Raw genomic sequence first — 18,079 nt, 5'->3', positions numbered from 1 at the left:
GGCTCGCATGCTGTCGCTGACGCTGCTGCTGAAACTGACGCTGGTGGCCGCATCGGCGCTGCTGTCGTCGCTGGTGGCGCGGCGCTTCGGCCATGGCATCGGCGGCACGCTCGCCGGCATGCCGATGATCGCCGGGCCGATCATGGGTTTCGTGCTGCTGCAGGCCAGCGTCGCCGAGGTGCGCGCCATCGCGCTGGCGACGCTGGTGTGCCTGCCGGCCACGGTGGCGCACCTGATCGCCTTTGCCTGGAGCTCGACGCGCTGGCCCTGGCCGGTGTCGCTGCTGCTGGCCAACCTGGCCTTCTTCGGCCTGGGCTCGCTGCTCCCGCTGCTGCCGTTTCCGCCCGAACTGTCCTGTGTGCTCGCGCTGGCCGTGCTGGCGGTCGGCGGCGCGCTGATGCCGCAACTGCCGATCGCGCGCGGCGCCGTGGACATCCCGCACCTGGAGCTCGCCTGCCGCGTGGCCGCGGCGATCTTTGTCGCCTGGCTGATCATCCGCGGCGCCGGCGTGGTGCCGGCGGCGGTCAGCGGCCTGCTGCTGGCCGTGCCCATCACCGGCAACGTGTTGCCCTGCTTCACGCTGCCGCGTTACGGCAGCGCGGCCACGGTGGCGCTGCTGCGCGGCTTCGTGCGCGGGCTGTCGGGTTTCGGTGCCTTCTTCGTCACGCTCTATCTGGGGCTGTCTTCATGGGGCGCCGGTACGGCGTACGCCGCCGCCTGGCTCGCCGCGCTGGTGACGGCGGCCGGCCTCTATGCCTGGCAGCATCGCCGCCTCGCGAGCGTGGCATGACGAGCCTGAGCATCGTCGTGCCGGTGCTCGACGAAGCCGCAGGCATCGTCGCCACGCTGGAAGCGCTGGCCCCGCTGCGCGCACGCGGCGCCGAGCTGATCGTCGTCGACGGCGGCAGCCGCGACGCCACCATGGCCCGCGCCCAGGGACTCGCCGACGTCGTGATCGACGGCCCGCGCGGGCGCGCCCGGCAGATGAACGCCGGCGCCGCCGTGGCGCGCGCGCCGACGCTGCTGTTCCTGCACGCCGACACGCGCCTGCCCGAGGGCGCCGACCGGCTGATCGCGCAGGCGCTCGGCGTCGCCCCGCTCGCCTGGGGCCGCTTCGACGTGGCGATCGAAGGCCGCTCGCGCATGCTGCGCGTCGTCGCCGCGATGATGAATGGGCGCTCGCGCCTGACCGGCATCGCCACCGGCGACCAGGCGATGTTCATGACGCGCGCGGCCTTCGAGGCGGCCGGCGGCTTCCCCGACCAGCCGCTGATGGAAGACATCGAGCTCAGCGCGCGGCTCAAGCGCCTGCACGCGCCGGTGTGCCTGCACGAACGCGTGATCACCTCCGGCCGGCGCTGGGAGCAGCGCGGCGTGTGGCGCACCATCATGCTGATGTGGCGCCTGCGCCTGCTCTACGCGCTCGGCGTGAGCGCCGATAGACTGGCCCCGTGGTACCGCTGAACACCGACTGCCGCGTGATCGTGATGGCCAAGGCGCCGGTGGCCGGCTATGCGAAGACGCGCCTGATTCCGGCGCTCGGTGCCGATGGCGCGGCGCAGCTCGCGCAACGATTGCTGCGCCACGCGGTCGCGCAGGCACTGGCGGCGGGCATCGGACCGGTCGAACTGTGTTGCGCTCCCGATGCGCGACATGCCGTCTTCACCGAACTCGCCAGCGACACGCGGGTGACGCTGAGCGAACAAGGCGAGGGCGATCTCGGCGCGCGCATGGCCCGTGCCCTGCAACGCGCCCTGACCACACACGATCGCGCCGTGCTGATCGGCACCGATGCGCCGGCGCTGGACGCCGTGGTCCTGCGTGCGGCTCGCGACCGGCTGGCCGATCACGATGCCGTGCTCTGCCCGGCCTTCGACGGCGGCTATACGCTGATCGGCCTGCGCCGTGCGGAACCCTCGCTCTTCGAGGCCATGCCCTGGAGCACACCGGAGGTGCTGTCGATCACGCGCGAGCGGCTGCGTGCGGCCGGCTTGCGCCACGCCGAGTTGGCACCGCTGCACGACATCGACGAACCGGCCGACCTCGTTCACCTGGGCGGCCCGGCATGGGAGTGACGCTGGTCGACGCATTGCGCAGTGCCCTTCGCGAGGCCCGCTCGCCCTGGGCCGATGCCGCGATCGAGCCCTTGCCCGACAGTGGCCTGGCCCATGCGCACCTGCGCCTGGCCGGCAGCGGCGTGCTGGCTCGCGTGCCCAAGCAGAGCCAGATGGACCTGCCCGCACAAGCCAACCTCGACTACCAGGCCGCGTGTTTCACGAGCGCGGCCGTCAGCGGCCACGCCCCGCATCTGCATGGTGTGCTGCCGCCTTCCGCGGCCCTGCCGCGCGGCGCGCTGCTGGTCGAGGAGATCGTCGGCCGGACGGCCCGGCTGCCGCTGGACCTGCCGGCCCTCGTCGACGCGCTCGCGGCCATGCACTCCCTGCCGCTGCCCGAGGTCGCGTGGCGCGCGCCGCTGCTCGATCCACCGGATCCTCTCGCGCTGTTGCGCGACGAGATCGAAGCGCAGGCCGTCTTTCTCGATGCGGCCTTGCTCGATGTCCGCGCACGACGTGCCATCGACGAGCGGCGCGCCGCCTTGGCCACGCTGTGTGCGTGCGCACCGAGGCCGCCGAAGCGGCTGATCGCCTTCGACGCGCACCCGGGCAACTTCATCGTGCGTGCCGACGGCCGCGCCGTGCTGGTCGACCTGGAGAAGGCGCGCTACAGCCTGCCGCCGCTGGACCTGGCCCATGCCACGCTCTACACCTCGACCACCTGGGACATCGCCAGCGCTGCCGCCCTGTCGCACGGCGAGGTGGCGGCAGCCCAGCAACGCTGGCTGGCGCGATGCGCCGGCGGCGAGGCCTGGCGCGGCTGGCTGGCACCGCTGCGCAGCGCGATGTGGCTGTGGTCCATCACCTGGTGCGCCAAGTGGCGCGTGCTGTCGGCGGGAACGGCCCGCGCTGGCGGCGACGGCGAGGATTGGTCGGGCGAGCGCAGCGAGGCGGTGCTGGTCGAGCACGTGCGCGAGCGCGTCGACCACTACCTGTCGGCGCAGGGCGTGCTTCGCGTGGTCGACGAGCTGGAGGCGCTGGCCGGGGCAGCCTAGCCGCCGACCTCCTGAAGCACGCGCTGCAGGGTCTGCACCATCGCCGGGATCTCCGCCGGCGGCATGCCGCCGTGCGTGGCCAGGTAGTCGGCGACCGGCTTGCCGCTGGCCTTGCCGGTCAGCACGCTGCCGCGCAAGACCAGCGACTTGCGCGCGAAGTCGGCGGCTGTGCCGTGGCAGCCCGCGCAGTGTTCCTTGAACTGCGGCGAGGTGGCCACCTGCGCCGCCAGCATCGCCGTCACCGGTGCCACCAGCTCGTCGGCGAGATAGTGGTTGCGCAGAAAGACGGGCAGGTCGGCGCCGTGGTGCCTGCCGGCCAGCCGGCCCTGATCCAGGCGCAGCGTGCTGCGCGCGAACGCGGCAGAGTCGCCGTGGCAATCCTTGCAGCGCCCGTCCCAGTAGGCATGCAGGTCGCGCCCATCCGGGCCGGCCGCGGCCGGCGCCGCCATCTGCACCAGCGCTGCGCAGAGCAGCGCGATCGTCGTCGAAGGTTTCATCGGAGTCCCTTTCGCAGCGACCCCATTGTCGTCGCCCCGCGGGCGCCGGGGTGGGCGACGCGTAGACTGCGGCGCCGGCCCGCCATGGGCCGGGTGAAGGAGGGTTCTTGAAGTTCAAGATGGCCGAGAAGTCCCTGTTCGCCACGCTCCTGCGTTCGCCGTGGTGGGTGAGCCTGGCGATCGCCGCGGTGCTGGCACTGCTGGCGATGTCGTTGCTGCCGACGGACTACAAGGTGGTGGGGGCGACCTCGGGTTTCCCGTTCCTCGTCATCGCGGTCATCGCGGCGGCGCGCCAGTGGCGCCTGCCCAGCGCCGCGCGGGTGCTGCAGACGCAGCAGGCCGTCGCTGCCATGGCCTGGCCGGAGTTCGCCGCGCTGCTGGAGGCCGCCTTCCGGCGCGACGGCTACAGCATCAGGCCGGGCGGCAGCGCCGCGGTCGATTTCGAACTCGAACGCCAGGGCCGCCGGATGCTGGTCAGTGCGCGGCGCTGGAAGTCGGCGCGCACCGGCCTGGAGGCGTTGCGCCCGCTGCAGGCTGCGCGCGAGGCGGCGGGTGGGGCCGATGCGCTGTACATCGGCCTGGGCGAGCTGACCGACACCGCGCGGCCTTTCGCCGCCACGCACCGCATCGCCATCTGGCAGGTGGGCGAAGTGGCGCTGGCACTGCGCGGCCTGCCGCTGACTGCCAAGAGGCCATGAAGCGCCGGCTGCTGCTCTCGGCCGCGGCCTGGTCGGTGACGGGCATCGCGCAAGCCCAGCCTGCGGCGCTGCTCGCCGCAGCCGAGGCGGGCGACATCACGCTGCTGCAACGGCTGCTCGATGCCGGCACGCCGGTCGATTCGCGCGATGGTCGGCAGCGCACCGCGCTGCTGCTGGCCACGCGGGCCAACCATGTCGACGCTGCGCGGCTGCTCATCGAGCGCGGTGCCGACGTCAATGCGAAGGACGATCAGCAGGACTCGCCCTTCCTCTACGCCGGCGCCGAGGGCCGGCTGCAGATCCTGCGCCTGACGCTGGCCGCCGGCGCCGACCTGGCCAGCACCAACCGCTTCGGCGGCACGGCGCTGATCCCGGCGGCGCACCACGGCCACGTGGAGACGGTGCGCGAACTGCTGGGCACGCGCATCGACGTCGACCACGTCAACCGGCTGGGCTGGACGGCGCTGCTCGAGGCGGTGATCCTGGGCGATGGCGGCACGGCGCACACCGCGATCGTCGGCCTGCTGGTGCAGCATGGCGCCGACGTGAACCTGGCCGACGCACAGGGCGTGACGCCGCTGGTGCATGCCGAGCGGCGTGGCCAGCGCGCCATCGCCGAGATCCTGCGGCGCGCCCCGCGCCGGCCGGTCACGCCCGGCTGATGCCCGCCGGCGGGTCGCCGTCGGCCGAGGTGGCGGCCAGCGATTCATGCACCGCGCGGGTCAGCCTTTCCAGGCTGTGCTCCTTGAGCAGCACCGCCCGAACGCCCAGTTCGCGCGCGCGCTCCAGCAGCTCCTCGGTCACATAGCCCGAGGTGATGATCACCGGCAGGCCGGGAGCGATCTCGGCCAGTTGCTCCGCCACGCTCAGCCCCGACAGGCCGGGCATGTTGAAGTCGGTCACCACCAGGTCGTGGCCCCTCGGTGCCCGACTCACCGTGTCGATCGCCGCGATGCCGCTGTCCACGCGCGTGACGCGGTAGCCCGCACGCTCGAGCAGCGCCTGCAGCGTCAGCCCGACCACGTCGTCGTCGTCGGCGAGCAGCACGTGCTCACCCCGGCCGCGCTGTGCAGCGTCGGTGCCTGTCGCCGCAACGGGAGCGCTGCCGGCTGAGTCGCGCAGCGGCAGGTGCACGTCGATGCGCGTGCCCAGCCCGCGCCTGCTGTGCACCGCGATGCTGCCGCCGCTGGCGGCCACGATGCCATGCACGACGGCCAGCCCCAGGCCCGTGCCCTGGCCCACCGGCTTGGTGGTGAAGAAGGGTTCGAAGATGCGCGCTCGTGTGGCCTCGTCCATGCCGCTGCCGTCGTCGACCACGCTCAGCCTCGCGTACCGGCCTGGCGGTGTTGAGCCGGCTGCCTCGTCGCCGGCGGCGATCGAGACGGCATCCAGGTGCACACCGATCCGCCCGATCTGCCCTGGCAGCGCCTGCCAGGCGTTGTTGCACAGGTTCAGCACCACCTGCTGCACCTGGCCGGCATCCACCTCGGCCGCCAGTGGCTGCTCCGACAGGTGGGCCTCGAGCTGAACCGAGGCGGGCAGGGTGGCGCGCAGCAGTGCCAGCGCCTCCGACACCAGCGGTGCCAGCGGCTGCACCATGCGCTCCTGAGGCAGCCGGCGGCTGAACGCGAGGATCTGCTGGACCAGCGAACGCGCCCGCGTGGCGGCCTGCTGCACCATCGCCAGGTGCTGCTGCACCGGGTGCGCGGTGCCCAGGTCGTCGCGGGCGATGCTCAGGTTGCCGAGGATCGCCGCGAGCACGTTGTTGAAGTCGTGCGCCACGCCGCCGGCGAGCGTGCCGATCGACTCCATCTTCTGCGCCTCGAGCAGGCGCGCCTCGAGCGCATGCTGCTGCGCCAGCGCGGCGTGCAGGTCGCTGAGGTCGCGGGCCACGGTGGCCAGGCTGGTGATGCGGCCCTGCGCATCGCGCAGGCAGATGATCACCTGCGAGACCGGCAGCTCGCGACCGTCGGCGCAGGCAATCGCCGTCTGCCCGGCCCACACGCCGCTTCTCAGCGCGGCCGGCACGCCGACGTCGACGATGGTCTGTGCAGCCCAAGCGGGGTGGCAATACGCGAAGTCGAGTTCCGGCAACGCATCGGTCTCGGCGATCCCGAGCATGCGGCGCGCCGCGCGGTTCAGGAAGTTCAGGCGGCCTTGCGGGTCTGCCGAGCCGACGAAGTCGGGCGTGGCGTCGAGGATGGCCGTGAGCTGGGCCTGGCGCGCCGCGGTGCGCTCTCGTTCGGTGACGTCGCGCACGATCAGGCTGTTGGTCGACTGGCCGTCCACGTCGACGTAGGCGTTGGCCGACACCTCGGCTTCGAAGTGGCGGCCGTCGGCGCGCAGCATGCGCACCTGGCCTTGCGCGCGCCCGGTGCGCTCGCGCTGGTCCAGCAGTTCAGCGACGCGTGAGTCGGCCGGGTCGATCAGCCCGTCGCGGCCGAGCTTCATCAGTTCTGCCTCGCTGTGGCCGAACAGCGCGCAGGCTGCCGGGTTGGCGGCCAGCACGCTGCCGTCCGGCCGCGTGCGCAGCACCGCGTCCAGGCTGTTCTCGAACAGCATGCGGTAGCGCCGCTCGCTCTGCTCGACGCTGCGCTTCTCGGCCTGCAACTGCTCGGTGGCTTCGTGCACCTTGCGCGCCTCGTTCGCGGCGGCCTGCACCAGCGTTCGTGTCATCGCCGCCAGCGAGGCGGACAGCAGCACGCCCAGCAGCAGGGCCATGGCATTGGACGCGTCAGGCGTGTGCGGCACCGCGCCCTCGCGCAGGCTGACCACGATCTCCCACTGGCGGTCGGCCACGTTCAGGCTCAGGCGCCGTTGCGGGCCCGCGGAAGAGGCCCTGGCCTGCGGATCCAGCCAGGTACTGTCGAACACCTCGGCGGGCTGGCCCGCAACGATGGCGCGCTGGTCGTCGATGTGCAAGTGGAGGTAGCCTTCCAGCCCGGGCGGGATGGCGCTGCGCACCAGCTCGGCAGTGCGGAAGGCGATGCCCACCACGCCTTCGGCCAGGCGCTCCCGCTCCTGCGCACTGTCCGGCACCAGCACCGTGCGGTAGGTGGCGGCGCGGATCACCACGCTGGTCCGCTCGGGAGACTTCGGCCCGAAGCGGTCGCGAGCCAGCAGGATCGGGCCGGTGGCCACATAGCCGCCGTCGCGCAATGCGGCATCGACATCGGCGCGGTAGCTCTGCGTGGGGTCGTAGAGGTCGTAGCCGAAGGCGCCGTCGTCGGCCGGCTGGACATGGCGGATGACCATGTGCTGCGCGCGCTGGCCCGGCGGGCGCACGTCGAAGCCGGGGTGGCCGTCGGCCCGGCGGCTGCGGTCCTCGCGCACCGAGCGCACGAAGCCGGCCAGTTCGTCGCCGCGCAGGCGTTCGGCGACGAAGGTCAGCGCCAGGCCGGGGAACCGCCGCTGCAGCGAGATCGCCTCGACGTACTGCGAGAAGGCCGCATCCGACAGGTTGGCGTTGGAGGCGTCGAACACGCGCAGCCCCGGCAGCGTGTCGATGTACGACTGCACCCGGCTGCCCAGCATCTGCGCGAAGCGGTCGACACGGCGATCGAAGCGCGCCAGTTCCTCGCTGCGTTCGCGCTGCCACGACCAGGCGGCGAACGCGGCGGTCAGCGCCAGGCCGATGAGCAACACCAGCAACGGCAGCCAGCGACCGCTGCGCGGGGCGGGCTGGTCCGAAGCGGGTACTGCAGGCATGCGGTTCGGTCGATGGCGCGGAGTCTGTGCGTATCGTGCCCGCGAATCGGCTCCGGGCGGCGACCGGAATGCACGTGTTTGCCCAGGTCGTTTCGACTCATGGGCGAAAGAGCGGGCTCATCTGAGCATCGTCACTCACAGGTGACGATCGCCATCACTTCAGTCGGCCCTGCGCAGGGCCTCGAAGAAGGCCGCGAAGATCGCGTCGCGCTGCACGCCGTGGGCCTCGCGCATCGGGTGGCGCGTGGCATCGGCGCGCCAGCGCTTGTCGTTGCTCAGCCAGGGCGTGCGCACGATCTCGCTGGGCACCCACGAGGGCTCGATCAGCCAGGCGATGTTGATCAGGTCCCAGATGACCCACGAATGCGCCTCGAAGCTGTTGATGCCCAGCAGGTCCCACAGCGGGTTGTGCGTGTAGAGCTCGAACAGGTGTTCGCCGATGGCGCCGCAGCCGCGCACCCAGCGCTCCATCTCGGGCAGCGACAGGCGCAGTTGCGCGCCGACGTGGAAGCCCGGCAGGTAGACATGCGGTACACCGCTGTCGAGCAGCCACTGCGAGGCGAGCAGGTCCTGCTCGAGGTTGAACGAGTGGTTGGGGTGCGGCGCGTGCGAGGGATAGCCGCTGGTCCACACCACCACGATGCGCTCGGCAATCGCTGGCTCGAGCAGCAGCGCGTTGGCCAGGTTGGTGGCGCAGCCGATGGCGATCACGTACAGCGGCTCGTGCGCCGGCATGGCCAGCGCCGTGGCGATCAGGTGGTCTGTCGCTTCGCTGCGTTCGGGCGTTTCGAGCGCCGCGAGGTAGCGCGTCGAGCCGTGCAGCACGCGGCCGCGCGAATCCAGGCCGAGCTTGTCGTACACGGCCAGGATTGCTGCATGGCTGCGCTCCATGCCCACGCCGGGCGGGTCGAACTGGCGGTGCTGCTGCACGCGCGACTGCGAGCGCCGGTGGGCGAACGAATACGGCGCGGCATAGACCGCCTCGACCTGCAGCCGATCGGGAGAGAGCAGCGCCCAGGCGATGGCGAAGGGGTCGTCGATCTCGTTGGCGGCGTCGGTGTCGATCACCACGCGCACGCGGCCGGCTGGCGGCGCCAGTCGTTCGCGGTACCACGCGTCGTCGCGCTGCAGGGCTTGGGTCATGACGGGATTCTTGTCGATCCGGCGCTGTAAGGCCGGCCGGGATGTGTCGACCTAGTCCGGTCGGTGCGGGGTTGTCCCGCGGTTCGACGAAACCCACACCCTCTTTCCAAGGAGTTCCCACCATGAACCAGCGTCTGATCGTCTCGTCCGCCCTCGCTTCCGTGCTCGCCCTGGGCCTGATCACCCAGGTCTCGGCCGCCGACGACAAGATGGCCAAGGAAAAGTGCTTCGGCATCGCCAAGGCCGGCCAGAACGACTGCGCCAACGCCTCGGGCACGCATTCCTGCGCCGGCCAGTCCAAGGCCGACAACAGCCCGGACGAATGGAAGTACGTCGCCAAGGGCACCTGCAAGCAGATGAAGGGCATGACCGCCGACGAGGTCAAGGCCGGCATGAAGAAGTGACCCTCGCGCCGCGCGCCGCCATGAACCCGAACTGCGTCGGCATCGGCGCGCGGCAGCCGCACTACGCGGCCCTGTGCGAGGGCTCGCCGCCGCTGGGCTTCATCGAGGTCCACTCGGAGAACTTCTTCGCCGACGGTGGCGCCTCGCTCACGGTGCTGCACCGGCTGCGCGAGCGCCACCCCGTCAGCCTGCACGGCGTGGGCCTGGCGCTGGGCTCGGCGGCCGGGCTCGATGCCTGGCACCTCGACCGCCTGGAGCGGCTGGTGCGGCGTTTCGACCCGGTGCGCGTCTCCGACCACGCCTGCTTCGCGCGGGCGCCGCGCGAGGCGGGCGGGCCTGTGCTGCACGGCAGCGACCTGCTGCCGATCGCCTTCACCGAGGCCTCGCTCGCGATCCTGGTGCGCAACGTGATCCAGGTGCAGGAGCGGCTGCGCCGGCCGATCGCGGTGGAGAACCTCTCCGCGTACCTGTCCTACGACGACGACACGATCCCCGAGGCCGCTTTCCTCGGCGAGCTCGCGCGCCGCAGCGGCTGCACGCTGCTGCTCGACCTGAACAACCTGATGGTCAATGCACTGAACGCCGGCGCTGCCGATCCGCTGGCATCGTGCCGGGCCTTCGTCGATGCGCTGCCCGCGGGCTGCGTCGACGAGATCCACCTCGCCGGCTACTGCGAGACCGAAGACATCGTCATCGACGACCACGGCAGCCGCGTGCGGCCGGCGGTGTGGCAGCTCTACCGCCATGCCATCGAGCGCCTCGGCGCCGTGCCCACCTTGATCGAGTGGGACACCGATGTGCCGGCCCTCGAGGTGCTGCTGGGCGAGGCCGCGCAGGCGCAGCGCGTGGTCGACGAGGTGTCGGCGTGATCGAGGCCGAGTCACGCCGGCAGCAGCGACTGCTGGCCGCCCTGTCGCGCTGCGGCGAGCCACCGGCATTGCGCGAACGGGGAGCACGCGCCGAGCGCGGCCTGGCCGCCTACCGCGCCAACGCCTCCGCACAGGCCGAACGCGCGCTGGCCACGGCTTGCCCGACGGTGCAGGCGATGCTCGGCGAGGCCGACTTCGCCGCGCTCGCACGCGCGTTCTGGCGCGAGCACCCGCCGCAGCGCGGCGACCTTGGCGAGTGGGGCGGCGAACTGCCGGGCTGGATCGCCACGCAATCCGGCCTGGCCGAATGGCCCTGGCTGGCGGACAGCGCGTGGCTCGATCTCGCGCTGCACCGCTGCGAGCGCGCCGCCGATGCGGTGCCCGAGCTGGCCTCGCTCGCGCTGCTGGGCGAGGCCGATCCCGACGCGATCGAGCTGCGGTTCATGCCGGGCCTGGAACTGCGGGCGTCGTCGTTTCCGATCGCCACCATCCATGCCGCGCACCGCAACGGCGCGCCCGAGGCCTTCGCGCCGGTGCGCGCCGCGCTCGCGGCCGGGCAGGGCGAAGCGGTGTGCGTGTCACGCGCGGACTGGCGCGCCGCGGTGCATCGGGTGTCGGCCCACGAAGTGGCCTTCATGCTGACGCTTCTGCGCGGCGCCTCGCTGGCCGCGGCGCTGGAAGATGCCGGCGCGGGCTTCGACTTCGGCGCCTGGCTGCAGCGTGCGATCGAGGCCTCGTGGCTGAAAGGTGCGGCGCGCCGGATCGACACAGTCACATCTCATTCCACCGAGCCCTCGACATGATCCCTGCAATGCACGCCGGGCCGCTGCCCCGCCTCTGGTCTCTCGGCGAGCGCGCGATCGCCGCGCTCGAACACCTGCAACCCGCGGCCCAGCTGGTCGCCCGTTGGTACGTCGCGTCGGTGTTCTTCCGCTCCGGGCTGACCAAGCTGCGCGACTTCGACACCACCATCGCGCTGTTCATGGACGAATACCAGGTGCCGCTGCTCGACCCCACCGTGGCCGCCGTCGCCGGCACCGCGGGCGAGCTGGTGCTGCCGGTGCTGCTCGCCTTCGGCCTGGCCGGCCGCTTTGCCGCGGCGGGGCTGGGCGTGGTGAACCTCGTCGCTGTGCTCAGCCTGGCGGAGATCGCCGAGGCCGCGCTGCAGGGCCATGTGTTCTGGGGCAGCCTGCTGGCCGCGCTGCTGCTCTGGGGCCCGGGCCGCTGGTCGCTGGACCGCTGGGCGGTGCCGGCACTGCGCCGACGTGTCCTCGGGGCTTCTGCCCAGGCCGATACACTGCGGCGCGACACCCCTGACGCTCACCCTGCTCGCCGATGACCCCTTCGCCGATTCGCCGCCGACTGCTCGCCGCCGGCGCCCTTGCGCCCTGGCTGCCCGCATGGAGATCGGCCCATGCGGCCGCCGACCCGGCCGCCTGGGTCTCCACCTTGCGTACCGCGCGCGGCCAGACGGTGTACTTCAACGCCTGGGCCGGCAGCGAGCGCGTCAACGCCTACCTGCAGTGGGTGAGCGGCGAAGTGGCCACGCGCCACGGCATCAAGCTGGAACACGTCAAGCTCGGCGACACGGCGGAGCTCGTCAAGCGCGTGCGCGCCGAGAAGCAGGCCGGCCGCAACCAGGACGGCAGCGCCGACATGGGCTGGATCAACGGCGAGAACTTCCTCACCATGAAGCGCGAGGGCCTGCTGTTCGGACCTTTCGCCGAAGCGCTGCCGAACTTCGCACTCGTCGACGTGGCGGGCAAGCCGACCACGCGCATCGACTTCTCCGAGCCGGTGGAAGGTTTCGAGGCCGCCTGGGGCATGGCGCAGTTCACCTTCTACGGCGACGGCAAGCGGGTGCCGCAACCGCCGAAGAACCTGGCCGAGCTGCTCGACTTCGCCAAGCGCAATCCGGGGCGCTTCAGCTACCCCAAGCCGCCCAACTTCCACGGCACCACCTTCCTCAAGCAGGTGCTGATCGAGACGGCACCCGATCGCAAGCCGTTCTACGCACCGGCACCCGCCGATCCCGGATCGCTGCTGGCGCCGCTGTGGCGCACGCTCGAGGCGCTGCACCCGCTGCTGTGGCGGCAAGGCAAGCAGTTCCCGGCCAGCAACACGGTGATGCGCCAGATGCTCGCCGATGGCGAACTCTTCATCTCTCTGACCTTCAATCCCAACGAGGCGGCCAACGAGATCGCCGCGAAGCGCCTGCCGGAGTCGGTGATCAGCTGGCAGCATGCCGGCGGCACCATCGGCAACACGCACTTCCTGGCCATCCCGTTCAATGCGCGGGCGAAGGAGGGGGCGCAGGTGGTGATCGACTTCCTGCAGTCGCCGCTGGCGCAGGCCCGCAAGGCCGACATCCGCCACTGGGGAGACCCGACGGTGCTGGCCGTGGACAGGCTGCCGACGGCCGACAAGGCGTTGTTCGCGCAGGGCGCCGCGCCGGGCACGGTGATGCAGGCGGTGCCGGTGCTGCCCGAGCCGCACGCGAGCTGGGTCGAGGTGATCGAGCGCGAATGGGCGCGCCGCCACGGCCAGTGACGCTTCGCCCCGTTGGCCGTGCCTGGTGGTGGCCGGCCGGGCTGTTCGCGCTGCCGCTGCTGGCCGCGCTGACCCTGGCGCTCGGCGCGGCGCTCGACGCGCAGGCCTGGCGCAGGCTGCTCGACGACCCGGCGCTGTGGCCGGCACTGTCACTGGGCCTGTGGGTCGGCGCGGCAGCCACGGCCGTCTCGCTGGCGCTCACGCTGTGGATCGTCACGCACCTGCACGGCAGCCCCGCCTGGGCGCGGCTGGAGCGCTGGCTCGGCGCGCTGCTGGCCGTGCCGCACGCTGCCTTCGCCGTCGGCCTCGCGTTGCTGCTGATGCCCAGCGGGCTGCTGCTGCGCCTGATCGCGCCGTGGGCCGGTTGGGACTCGCCACCTGCCCTGGCCACGGTGCAGGACCCGTTCGGCCTGGCGCTGATCGCCGGCCTGGTGGGCAAGGAGGTGCCCTTCCTGCTGTGGAACGTGGCGGCGCAGCTGCGGCCGGTGGCGCAGGCCACGCAACTGCGCCAGCAATTGCAGGCCGGGCAGGCGATGGGTTACCCGGCCGCCAGCGTGTGGTGGCGCGTGCTCTGGCCGCAGCTGCTGCCGCGCCTGGCGCTGCCGTTGCTCGCGGTGTGGGCCTACGGCCTGAGCGTGGTCGACATGGCGCTGGTGCTCGGGCCCACGCGCCCGCCCACGCTCGCGCAGCTGGCCTGGTCGTGGTTGCTCGATGCCGACGCGGCCGTCAACGCGCAGGGCGCGGCGGCCTCGCTGCTGATCGCGCTGCTGGTGGCGGCGGGGGCGCTGGCCGCGCTGCTGCTGGCCCGGGCGCTGCGTGCGCCTCTGCGCGCGCGCCAGGTGCGCGGCGACCGGCCTGCGCCGGCGCGCACGGCCGCGTTGGTGCGGCCCTTGCTCGGCGCCGGCGCGCTCGTCTATGCCGCGGTGCTGGCGTTGCTGGCCTTCGTGTCGGTGGCCAGCGTGTGGAGTTTTCCGGCGCTGTGGCCGCAGCGAGCTTCGCTGGAGGCCTGGTCCACCGTGGTCGAGAGCCTGCCGGTGCTCGGCGACACGGCGCTGCTCGCGCTCGCCGCCTCGTTCACCGGCGTCGTGCTCGCCGTGGCCTGGATGGAGACCACGCCGCCCGCCTGGGACCGCCGCGCCGCGCCGCTGGTGTTCGCGCCGATGCTGATCCCCGGCGTGCTGCTGGTCGCCGGGCTCTACCAGGTGGCCCTGCGGCTGCGCCTGGACGGCAGCCTCGCCGGCCTGTGGCTGGCGCACAGCCTGTTCAGCGCGCCTTATGCGCTGGTGGCGCTGGCGCCGGCCTACCGCGGCTTCGACGCGCGCTACGAGCAGACGGCGCGGGCGCTGGGCCGATCGCGCACGGCGTTCCTGCTGCTCATCAAGTGGCCGATGCTGCTGGCGCCGATCGCCGCCGCCGCGGCGGTGGGTTTCGCGGTCAGCGTGGCGCAGTACCTGAGCACGCAGTTCGTCGGCGCCGGCCGCCACGCCACCGTCACCACCGAGGCGCTGACGCTCGCCTCGGGCGGCCAGCGCACGCTGATGGCTGCCTTCGCGCTGCTGCAGGCGCTGCTGCCCGCGCTGGCTTTCGGCGCCGCGTGGTGGGTTGCGCGACGGCAATCGCGGCGGCTGGGCACGGAGGCCTGATGCTCGAGCTCGATGGCATCACCCTGGCCACGCCGCAGCGCGTGCTGATCCGCGCGCTGTCGGCACGCGTCGGGCCCGGCGAACTGCTGGTGGTGATGGGCGAGAGCGGCTCCGGCAAGTCCTCGCTGCTGGCCTACCTGTGCGGCACGCTCGCGCCCGGCCTCCTGGCGAGTGGCCGCGTGCGGCTAGACGGCCGCGACATCGATGCGTTGCCCACGGTGCAGCGCCGTGTCGGCATCCTCTTCCAGGACGACCTGCTGTTCCCGCACCTCACGGTGCTGGAGAACCTGCTCTTCGCGCTGCCGGCCGGTGCCGCCGCCGAGCGCCGCGCCCGCGCCGAGGCGGCGCTGGACAGCGCCGGCCTGGCGGGCTACGGGCCGCGCCTGCCGCACACGCTGTCGGGCGGGCAACGCTCGCGCGTGTCGGTGCTGCGCGCGCTGCTCGCGCAGCCGCAGGCGCTGCTGCTCGACGAGCCCTTCTCGCGGCTGGACATGGCGCTGCGCGAGCGCTTCCGCAGTTTCGTGTTCGAGCGCCTGCGCGAGCAGCGCATCCCGGCGGTGCTGGTCACGCACGATGCGCACGACGTGCCGCCAGGGGCGCAGGTGATCCAGCTTGACGATCACGGGGGCAGTGCGGGCGATGCTTGACCGCTACGCCCTCGCGCTGCTGCGCCCGGCCATGCATGCCGGTGCACGCGCGCTCGCGCGGCTCGGACTGACGGCCGACCAGGCGAGCTGGATCGGCTTCGGCATCGGCGTGGCCGGGGCCGTCTGCATCGCGCGGCAGCAGTACGACGCCGGTCTCGCACTGCTGCTCGCCAGCCGCGTGTTCGACGGCCTGGACGGCGCGCTGGCGCGCCTCACGCAGCCCACCGATCGCGGTGCCTTTCTCGACATCGCGCTGGATTTCCTGTTCTACGCCAGCATCCCGCTTGCCTTCGCGCTGGCCGACCCGGCGGCCAACGCGCTGGCCGCGGCCGTGCTGCTGGCCGCCTTCGTCGGCACCGGCTCCACCTTCCTCGCCTACGCGGCGCTGGCGGCGCAGCGCGGTCAGAAAAGCGTGGCCTACCCGACCAAGGGCCTCTACTATCTCGGCGGCCTGACGGAGGCGACGGAAACCATCGCCTGCTTCGCGCTGATGTGCCTGTGGCCCGGGCACTTCGCCGCGTTCGCGTTCGGCTTCGCCGGCCTGTGCGCGCTGACCATCGCCACGCGCCTGTGGGCCGGCTGGCGAGGCTTGCCGCCTTGAACACAAAGAACAACGAAGGATCTGTCATGAACCGCCGCAAGCTCGTCGTCATCGCCGTGGTGCTCGCGCTGATCGCGGCCTACTTCGCCTTCGACCTCGGGCGGTTCTTCAGCCTCGAGTACCTGAAGTCGCGCCAGGAAGAGTTCGCGGCGCTGTACGCGCAGCGGCCGGCGCTGGTGATCGGCAGCTTCTTCGCCGTCTACGTCGGCGTGACAGCGCTGTCGTTTCCCGGCGCGGCCATCCTCACGCTGGCCGGCGGCGCGATCTTCGGCCTGGCGGTCGGCACGCTGGTGGTGTCGTTCGCCTCCAGCCTCGGCGCCACGCTGGCCTTCCTGGTCTCGCGCTATGTGCTGCGCGACGGGGTCCAGGCGCGCTTCGGCGCACGCCTGGCCGAGGTCGACAAGGGCATCGCGAAGGAGGGCGGCTTCTACCTCTTCACGCTGCGCCTGGTGCCGCTGCTGCCCTTCTTCGTCATCAACCTGCTGATGGGCCTGACCAAGATGAAGGCCTGGACCTTCTACTGGGTCAGCCAGCTCGGCATGCTCGCCGGCACGCTCGTGTATGTGAACGCCGGCACGCAGCTGGCGAAGATCGATTCGCTCAAGGGCATCCTGTCGCCGGGGCTGCTCGGCTCCTTCGTGCTGCTGGGCCTGTTCCCGCTGATCGCCAAGAAGATCGTCGATCTGGTGCAGGGCCGCAAGGTCTACGCGCGCTGGGCGAGCGTGAAACCGAAGTCCTTCGACCGCAACCTGGTCGTCATCGGCGCTGGCGCGGCCGGGCTGGTGACGAGCTACATCGCCGCGGTGGTGAAGGCCAAGGTCACGCTGATCGAGAGCCACAAGATGGGCGGCGACTGCCTGAACTACGGCTGCGTGCCGAGCAAGGCGCTGATCAAGACCGCGACGCTGATGCAGCAGATTCGCGAGTCGAGGAAGTACGGCATCGAAAGCGCGCAGGCCACGCTGAACTTCGCCGACGTGATGGACCGCGTGGCGCACGTGGTGCGCGACATCGAGCCGCACGATTCGGTGGAACGCTACACCGGCCTCGGCGTGGACGTGGTGACGGGCTACGCGAAGATCGTCAACCCGTGGACGGTGGAGATCGATCTCGGCGAGGGCCGCAAGCAAGCGCTGACCACGCGCAGCATCGTCATTGCCACCGGCGCCATGCCCTTCGTGCCACCGCTTCCCGGGCTGGACGAGGTCGGCTACCTCACCAGCGACACGCTGTGGGGCCTGCGCGAGCTGCCGCCGCGCCTGGTGGTGCTGGGCGGCGGGCCGATCGGCTGCGAGCTGGCGCAGAGCTTCGCGCGGCTGGGCTCGCAGGTCACGCAGATCGAGATGGCGCCGCGCATCATGATCCGCGAGGACGAGGAGGTCTCGGCGCTCGCCAAGGCGGCACTCGAGCACGACGGCGTGGCGGTGCTCACCGGCCACAAGGCGCTGCGCTGCGAACTCGTGGAGGGGCGCAAGTTCATCGTCGTCGAGGCGGGTGGTGCCGAGAAGCGTCTCGAGTTCGACCAGCTGCTGTGCGCCGTCGGCCGCGTCGCGCGTCTGAAGGGCTATGGCCTGGAGGAACTGGGCATCGCCACCGGCCGCACCATCGAGACCAACGAGTACCTGCAGACGGTCTACCCGAACATCCTCGCTGCCGGCGATGTGGCCGGGCCCTACCAGTTCACCCACGTGGCGGCGCACCAGGCGTGGTACGCCTCGGTCAACGCGCTGTTCGGAACCTTCAAGAAGTTCAAGGCCGACTACTCGGTGATCCCCTGGGCGACCTTCATCGACCCGGAGGTGGCGCGCGTCGGCCTCAACGAGCAGGAAGCGAAGGAGAAGGGCATCGCCGTCGAGGTCACGAAGTACGGCATCGACGACCTCGACCGCGCCATCGCCGACAGCGCCGCGCACGGCTTCGTGAAGGTGCTCACCGAACCGGGCAAGGACCGCATCCTCGGCGTCACCATCGTCGGCGCGCATGCCGGCGACCTGCTCGCCGAGTACGTGCTGGCGATGCGCCACGGGCTGGGGCTGAACAAGATCCTCGGCACCATCCACACCTACCCGACGATGGCCGAGGCGAACAAGTACGCGGCGGGGGAGTGGAAGCGCAACCACCAGCCGGCCAGGCTGCTCGAATGGGTGGCGAAGTACCACGCCTGGCGCCGGGCTTGATGCTGTTACGGCGTGCGCCGTGGCTCGTTTAGC

At 71.8% G+C, this 18,079-nt stretch carries 18 protein-coding genes; 15 read left to right on the top strand and 3 right to left on the bottom strand.

The window, feature by feature from the left end:
• Positions 1 to 7: 7 nt before the first annotated feature.
• Genes HZ992_RS15780 through HZ992_RS15765 form a run of 4 tightly spaced genes read left to right on the top strand, consistent with a single transcriptional unit; the run spans position 8 to position 3,109 of the window.
• Positions 8 to 790 (top strand): hypothetical protein, encoded by a 783-nt coding sequence (locus HZ992_RS15780; protein WP_209382789.1) that lies wholly within the window; start codon positions 8 to 10, stop codon positions 788 to 790.
• A complete protein-coding gene (locus tag HZ992_RS15775) occupies positions 787 to 1,464 on the top strand; it encodes a TIGR04283 family arsenosugar biosynthesis glycosyltransferase (RefSeq protein ID WP_209382788.1) in 678 nt (225 codons plus the stop codon). Before HZ992_RS15780 ends, HZ992_RS15775 begins: the two co-directional genes overlap by 4 nt.
• Positions 1,452 to 2,075 (top strand): TIGR04282 family arsenosugar biosynthesis glycosyltransferase, encoded by a 624-nt coding sequence (locus HZ992_RS15770; RefSeq protein WP_245213061.1) that lies wholly within the window; start codon positions 1,452 to 1,454, stop codon positions 2,073 to 2,075. The genes HZ992_RS15775 and HZ992_RS15770 overlap by 13 nt, the downstream gene beginning before the upstream one ends.
• A complete protein-coding gene (locus tag HZ992_RS15765) occupies positions 2,066 to 3,109 on the top strand; it encodes an aminoglycoside phosphotransferase family protein (protein WP_209382787.1) in 1,044 nt (347 codons plus the stop codon). Before HZ992_RS15770 ends, HZ992_RS15765 begins: the two co-directional genes overlap by 10 nt.
• On the opposite strand, the gene HZ992_RS15760 is transcribed toward HZ992_RS15765, so the two are convergent.
• Positions 3,106 to 3,606: a hypothetical protein gene (locus tag HZ992_RS15760; protein ID WP_209382786.1), complete on the bottom strand. Its 501-nt coding sequence runs from the start codon at positions 3,604 to 3,606 to the stop codon at positions 3,106 to 3,108. The two genes, HZ992_RS15765 and HZ992_RS15760, sit on opposite strands and share 4 nt — an antisense overlap.
• A gap of 107 nt (positions 3,607 to 3,713) precedes the next feature.
• Between HZ992_RS15760 and HZ992_RS15755 the strand changes: the two genes are divergently transcribed.
• Together HZ992_RS15755 and HZ992_RS15750 are read left to right on the top strand one after the other, a co-directional pair.
• Positions 3,714 to 4,304, top strand: coding sequence for a restriction endonuclease (locus HZ992_RS15755; RefSeq protein ID WP_245213060.1), 591 nt, complete (start codon positions 3,714 to 3,716; stop codon positions 4,302 to 4,304).
• A complete protein-coding gene (locus HZ992_RS15750; RefSeq protein ID WP_209382785.1) occupies positions 4,301 to 4,966 on the top strand; it encodes an ankyrin repeat domain-containing protein in 666 nt (221 codons plus the stop codon). The genes HZ992_RS15755 and HZ992_RS15750 overlap by 4 nt, the downstream gene beginning before the upstream one ends.
• Here HZ992_RS15750 and HZ992_RS15745 read toward each other — a convergent pair.
• A complete protein-coding gene (locus tag HZ992_RS15745) occupies positions 4,953 to 8,012 on the bottom strand; it encodes a PAS domain S-box protein (protein WP_209382784.1) in 3,060 nt (1,019 codons plus the stop codon). The two genes, HZ992_RS15750 and HZ992_RS15745, sit on opposite strands and share 14 nt — an antisense overlap.
• A gap of 159 nt (positions 8,013 to 8,171) precedes the next feature.
• Positions 8,172 to 9,155: a nucleoside hydrolase gene (locus HZ992_RS15740; RefSeq protein WP_209382783.1), complete on the bottom strand. Its 984-nt coding sequence runs from the start codon at positions 9,153 to 9,155 to the stop codon at positions 8,172 to 8,174.
• A 122-nt stretch (positions 9,156 to 9,277) separates the two neighbouring features.
• On the opposite strand from HZ992_RS15740, the gene HZ992_RS15735 reads away from it, so the two are divergent.
• From HZ992_RS15735 to HZ992_RS15695, 9 genes are read left to right on the top strand one after another with little or no spacing between them, the layout of a single operon-like run.
• Entirely contained in the window at positions 9,278 to 9,559 is a 282-nt protein-coding gene (locus HZ992_RS15735) for a BufA1 family periplasmic bufferin-type metallophore (RefSeq protein WP_209382782.1), read from the top strand.
• Positions 9,560 to 9,579: 20 nt separating this feature from the next.
• On the top strand, positions 9,580 to 10,428 hold the full coding sequence (locus HZ992_RS15730) for an MbnB/TglH/ChrH family RiPP precursor modification enzyme (protein WP_209382781.1): 849 nt from the start codon (positions 9,580 to 9,582) through the stop codon (positions 10,426 to 10,428).
• Complete coding sequence (locus tag HZ992_RS15725; protein ID WP_209382780.1) at positions 10,425 to 11,231, top strand: HvfC/BufC N-terminal domain-containing protein; 807 nt, start codon at positions 10,425 to 10,427, stop codon at positions 11,229 to 11,231. The genes HZ992_RS15730 and HZ992_RS15725 overlap by 4 nt, the downstream gene beginning before the upstream one ends.
• Positions 11,228 to 11,767: a DoxX family protein gene (locus HZ992_RS15720; protein WP_209382779.1), complete on the top strand. Its 540-nt coding sequence runs from the start codon at positions 11,228 to 11,230 to the stop codon at positions 11,765 to 11,767. The genes HZ992_RS15725 and HZ992_RS15720 overlap by 4 nt, the downstream gene beginning before the upstream one ends.
• Positions 11,764 to 12,978, top strand: coding sequence for an ABC transporter substrate-binding protein (locus HZ992_RS15715; protein WP_209382778.1), 1,215 nt, complete (start codon positions 11,764 to 11,766; stop codon positions 12,976 to 12,978). Before HZ992_RS15720 ends, HZ992_RS15715 begins: the two co-directional genes overlap by 4 nt.
• The gene (locus HZ992_RS15710) at positions 12,975 to 14,621 is read left to right on the top strand and encodes an ABC transporter permease family protein (RefSeq protein ID WP_245213059.1); all 1,647 of its coding nucleotides are present in this window, start codon (positions 12,975 to 12,977) and stop codon (positions 14,619 to 14,621) included. The genes HZ992_RS15715 and HZ992_RS15710 overlap by 4 nt, the downstream gene beginning before the upstream one ends.
• Positions 14,621 to 15,268: an ATP-binding cassette domain-containing protein gene (locus HZ992_RS15705; protein ID WP_209382777.1), complete on the top strand. Its 648-nt coding sequence runs from the start codon at positions 14,621 to 14,623 to the stop codon at positions 15,266 to 15,268. The genes HZ992_RS15710 and HZ992_RS15705 overlap by 1 nt, the downstream gene beginning before the upstream one ends.
• Positions 15,261 to 15,869, top strand: coding sequence for a CDP-alcohol phosphatidyltransferase family protein (locus HZ992_RS15700; protein ID WP_209382776.1), 609 nt, complete (start codon positions 15,261 to 15,263; stop codon positions 15,867 to 15,869). The genes HZ992_RS15705 and HZ992_RS15700 overlap by 8 nt, the downstream gene beginning before the upstream one ends.
• A gap of 26 nt (positions 15,870 to 15,895) precedes the next feature.
• Positions 15,896 to 18,046 carry a dihydrolipoyl dehydrogenase family protein gene (locus HZ992_RS15695; protein ID WP_209382775.1) on the top strand — a complete coding sequence of 717 codons (2,151 nt, stop codon included), beginning with the start codon at positions 15,896 to 15,898 and terminating at the stop codon, positions 18,044 to 18,046.
• The last annotated feature ends 33 nt before the right edge of the window (positions 18,047 to 18,079 follow it).

Source organism: Rhizobacter sp. AJA081-3, assembly GCF_017795745.1.
Taxonomy (GTDB): Bacteria; Pseudomonadota; Gammaproteobacteria; order Burkholderiales; family Burkholderiaceae_C; genus Piscinibacter.
Note: the sequence above shows the minus strand (reverse complement) of the source record. Positions and strands in the feature narration are given on the sequence as shown.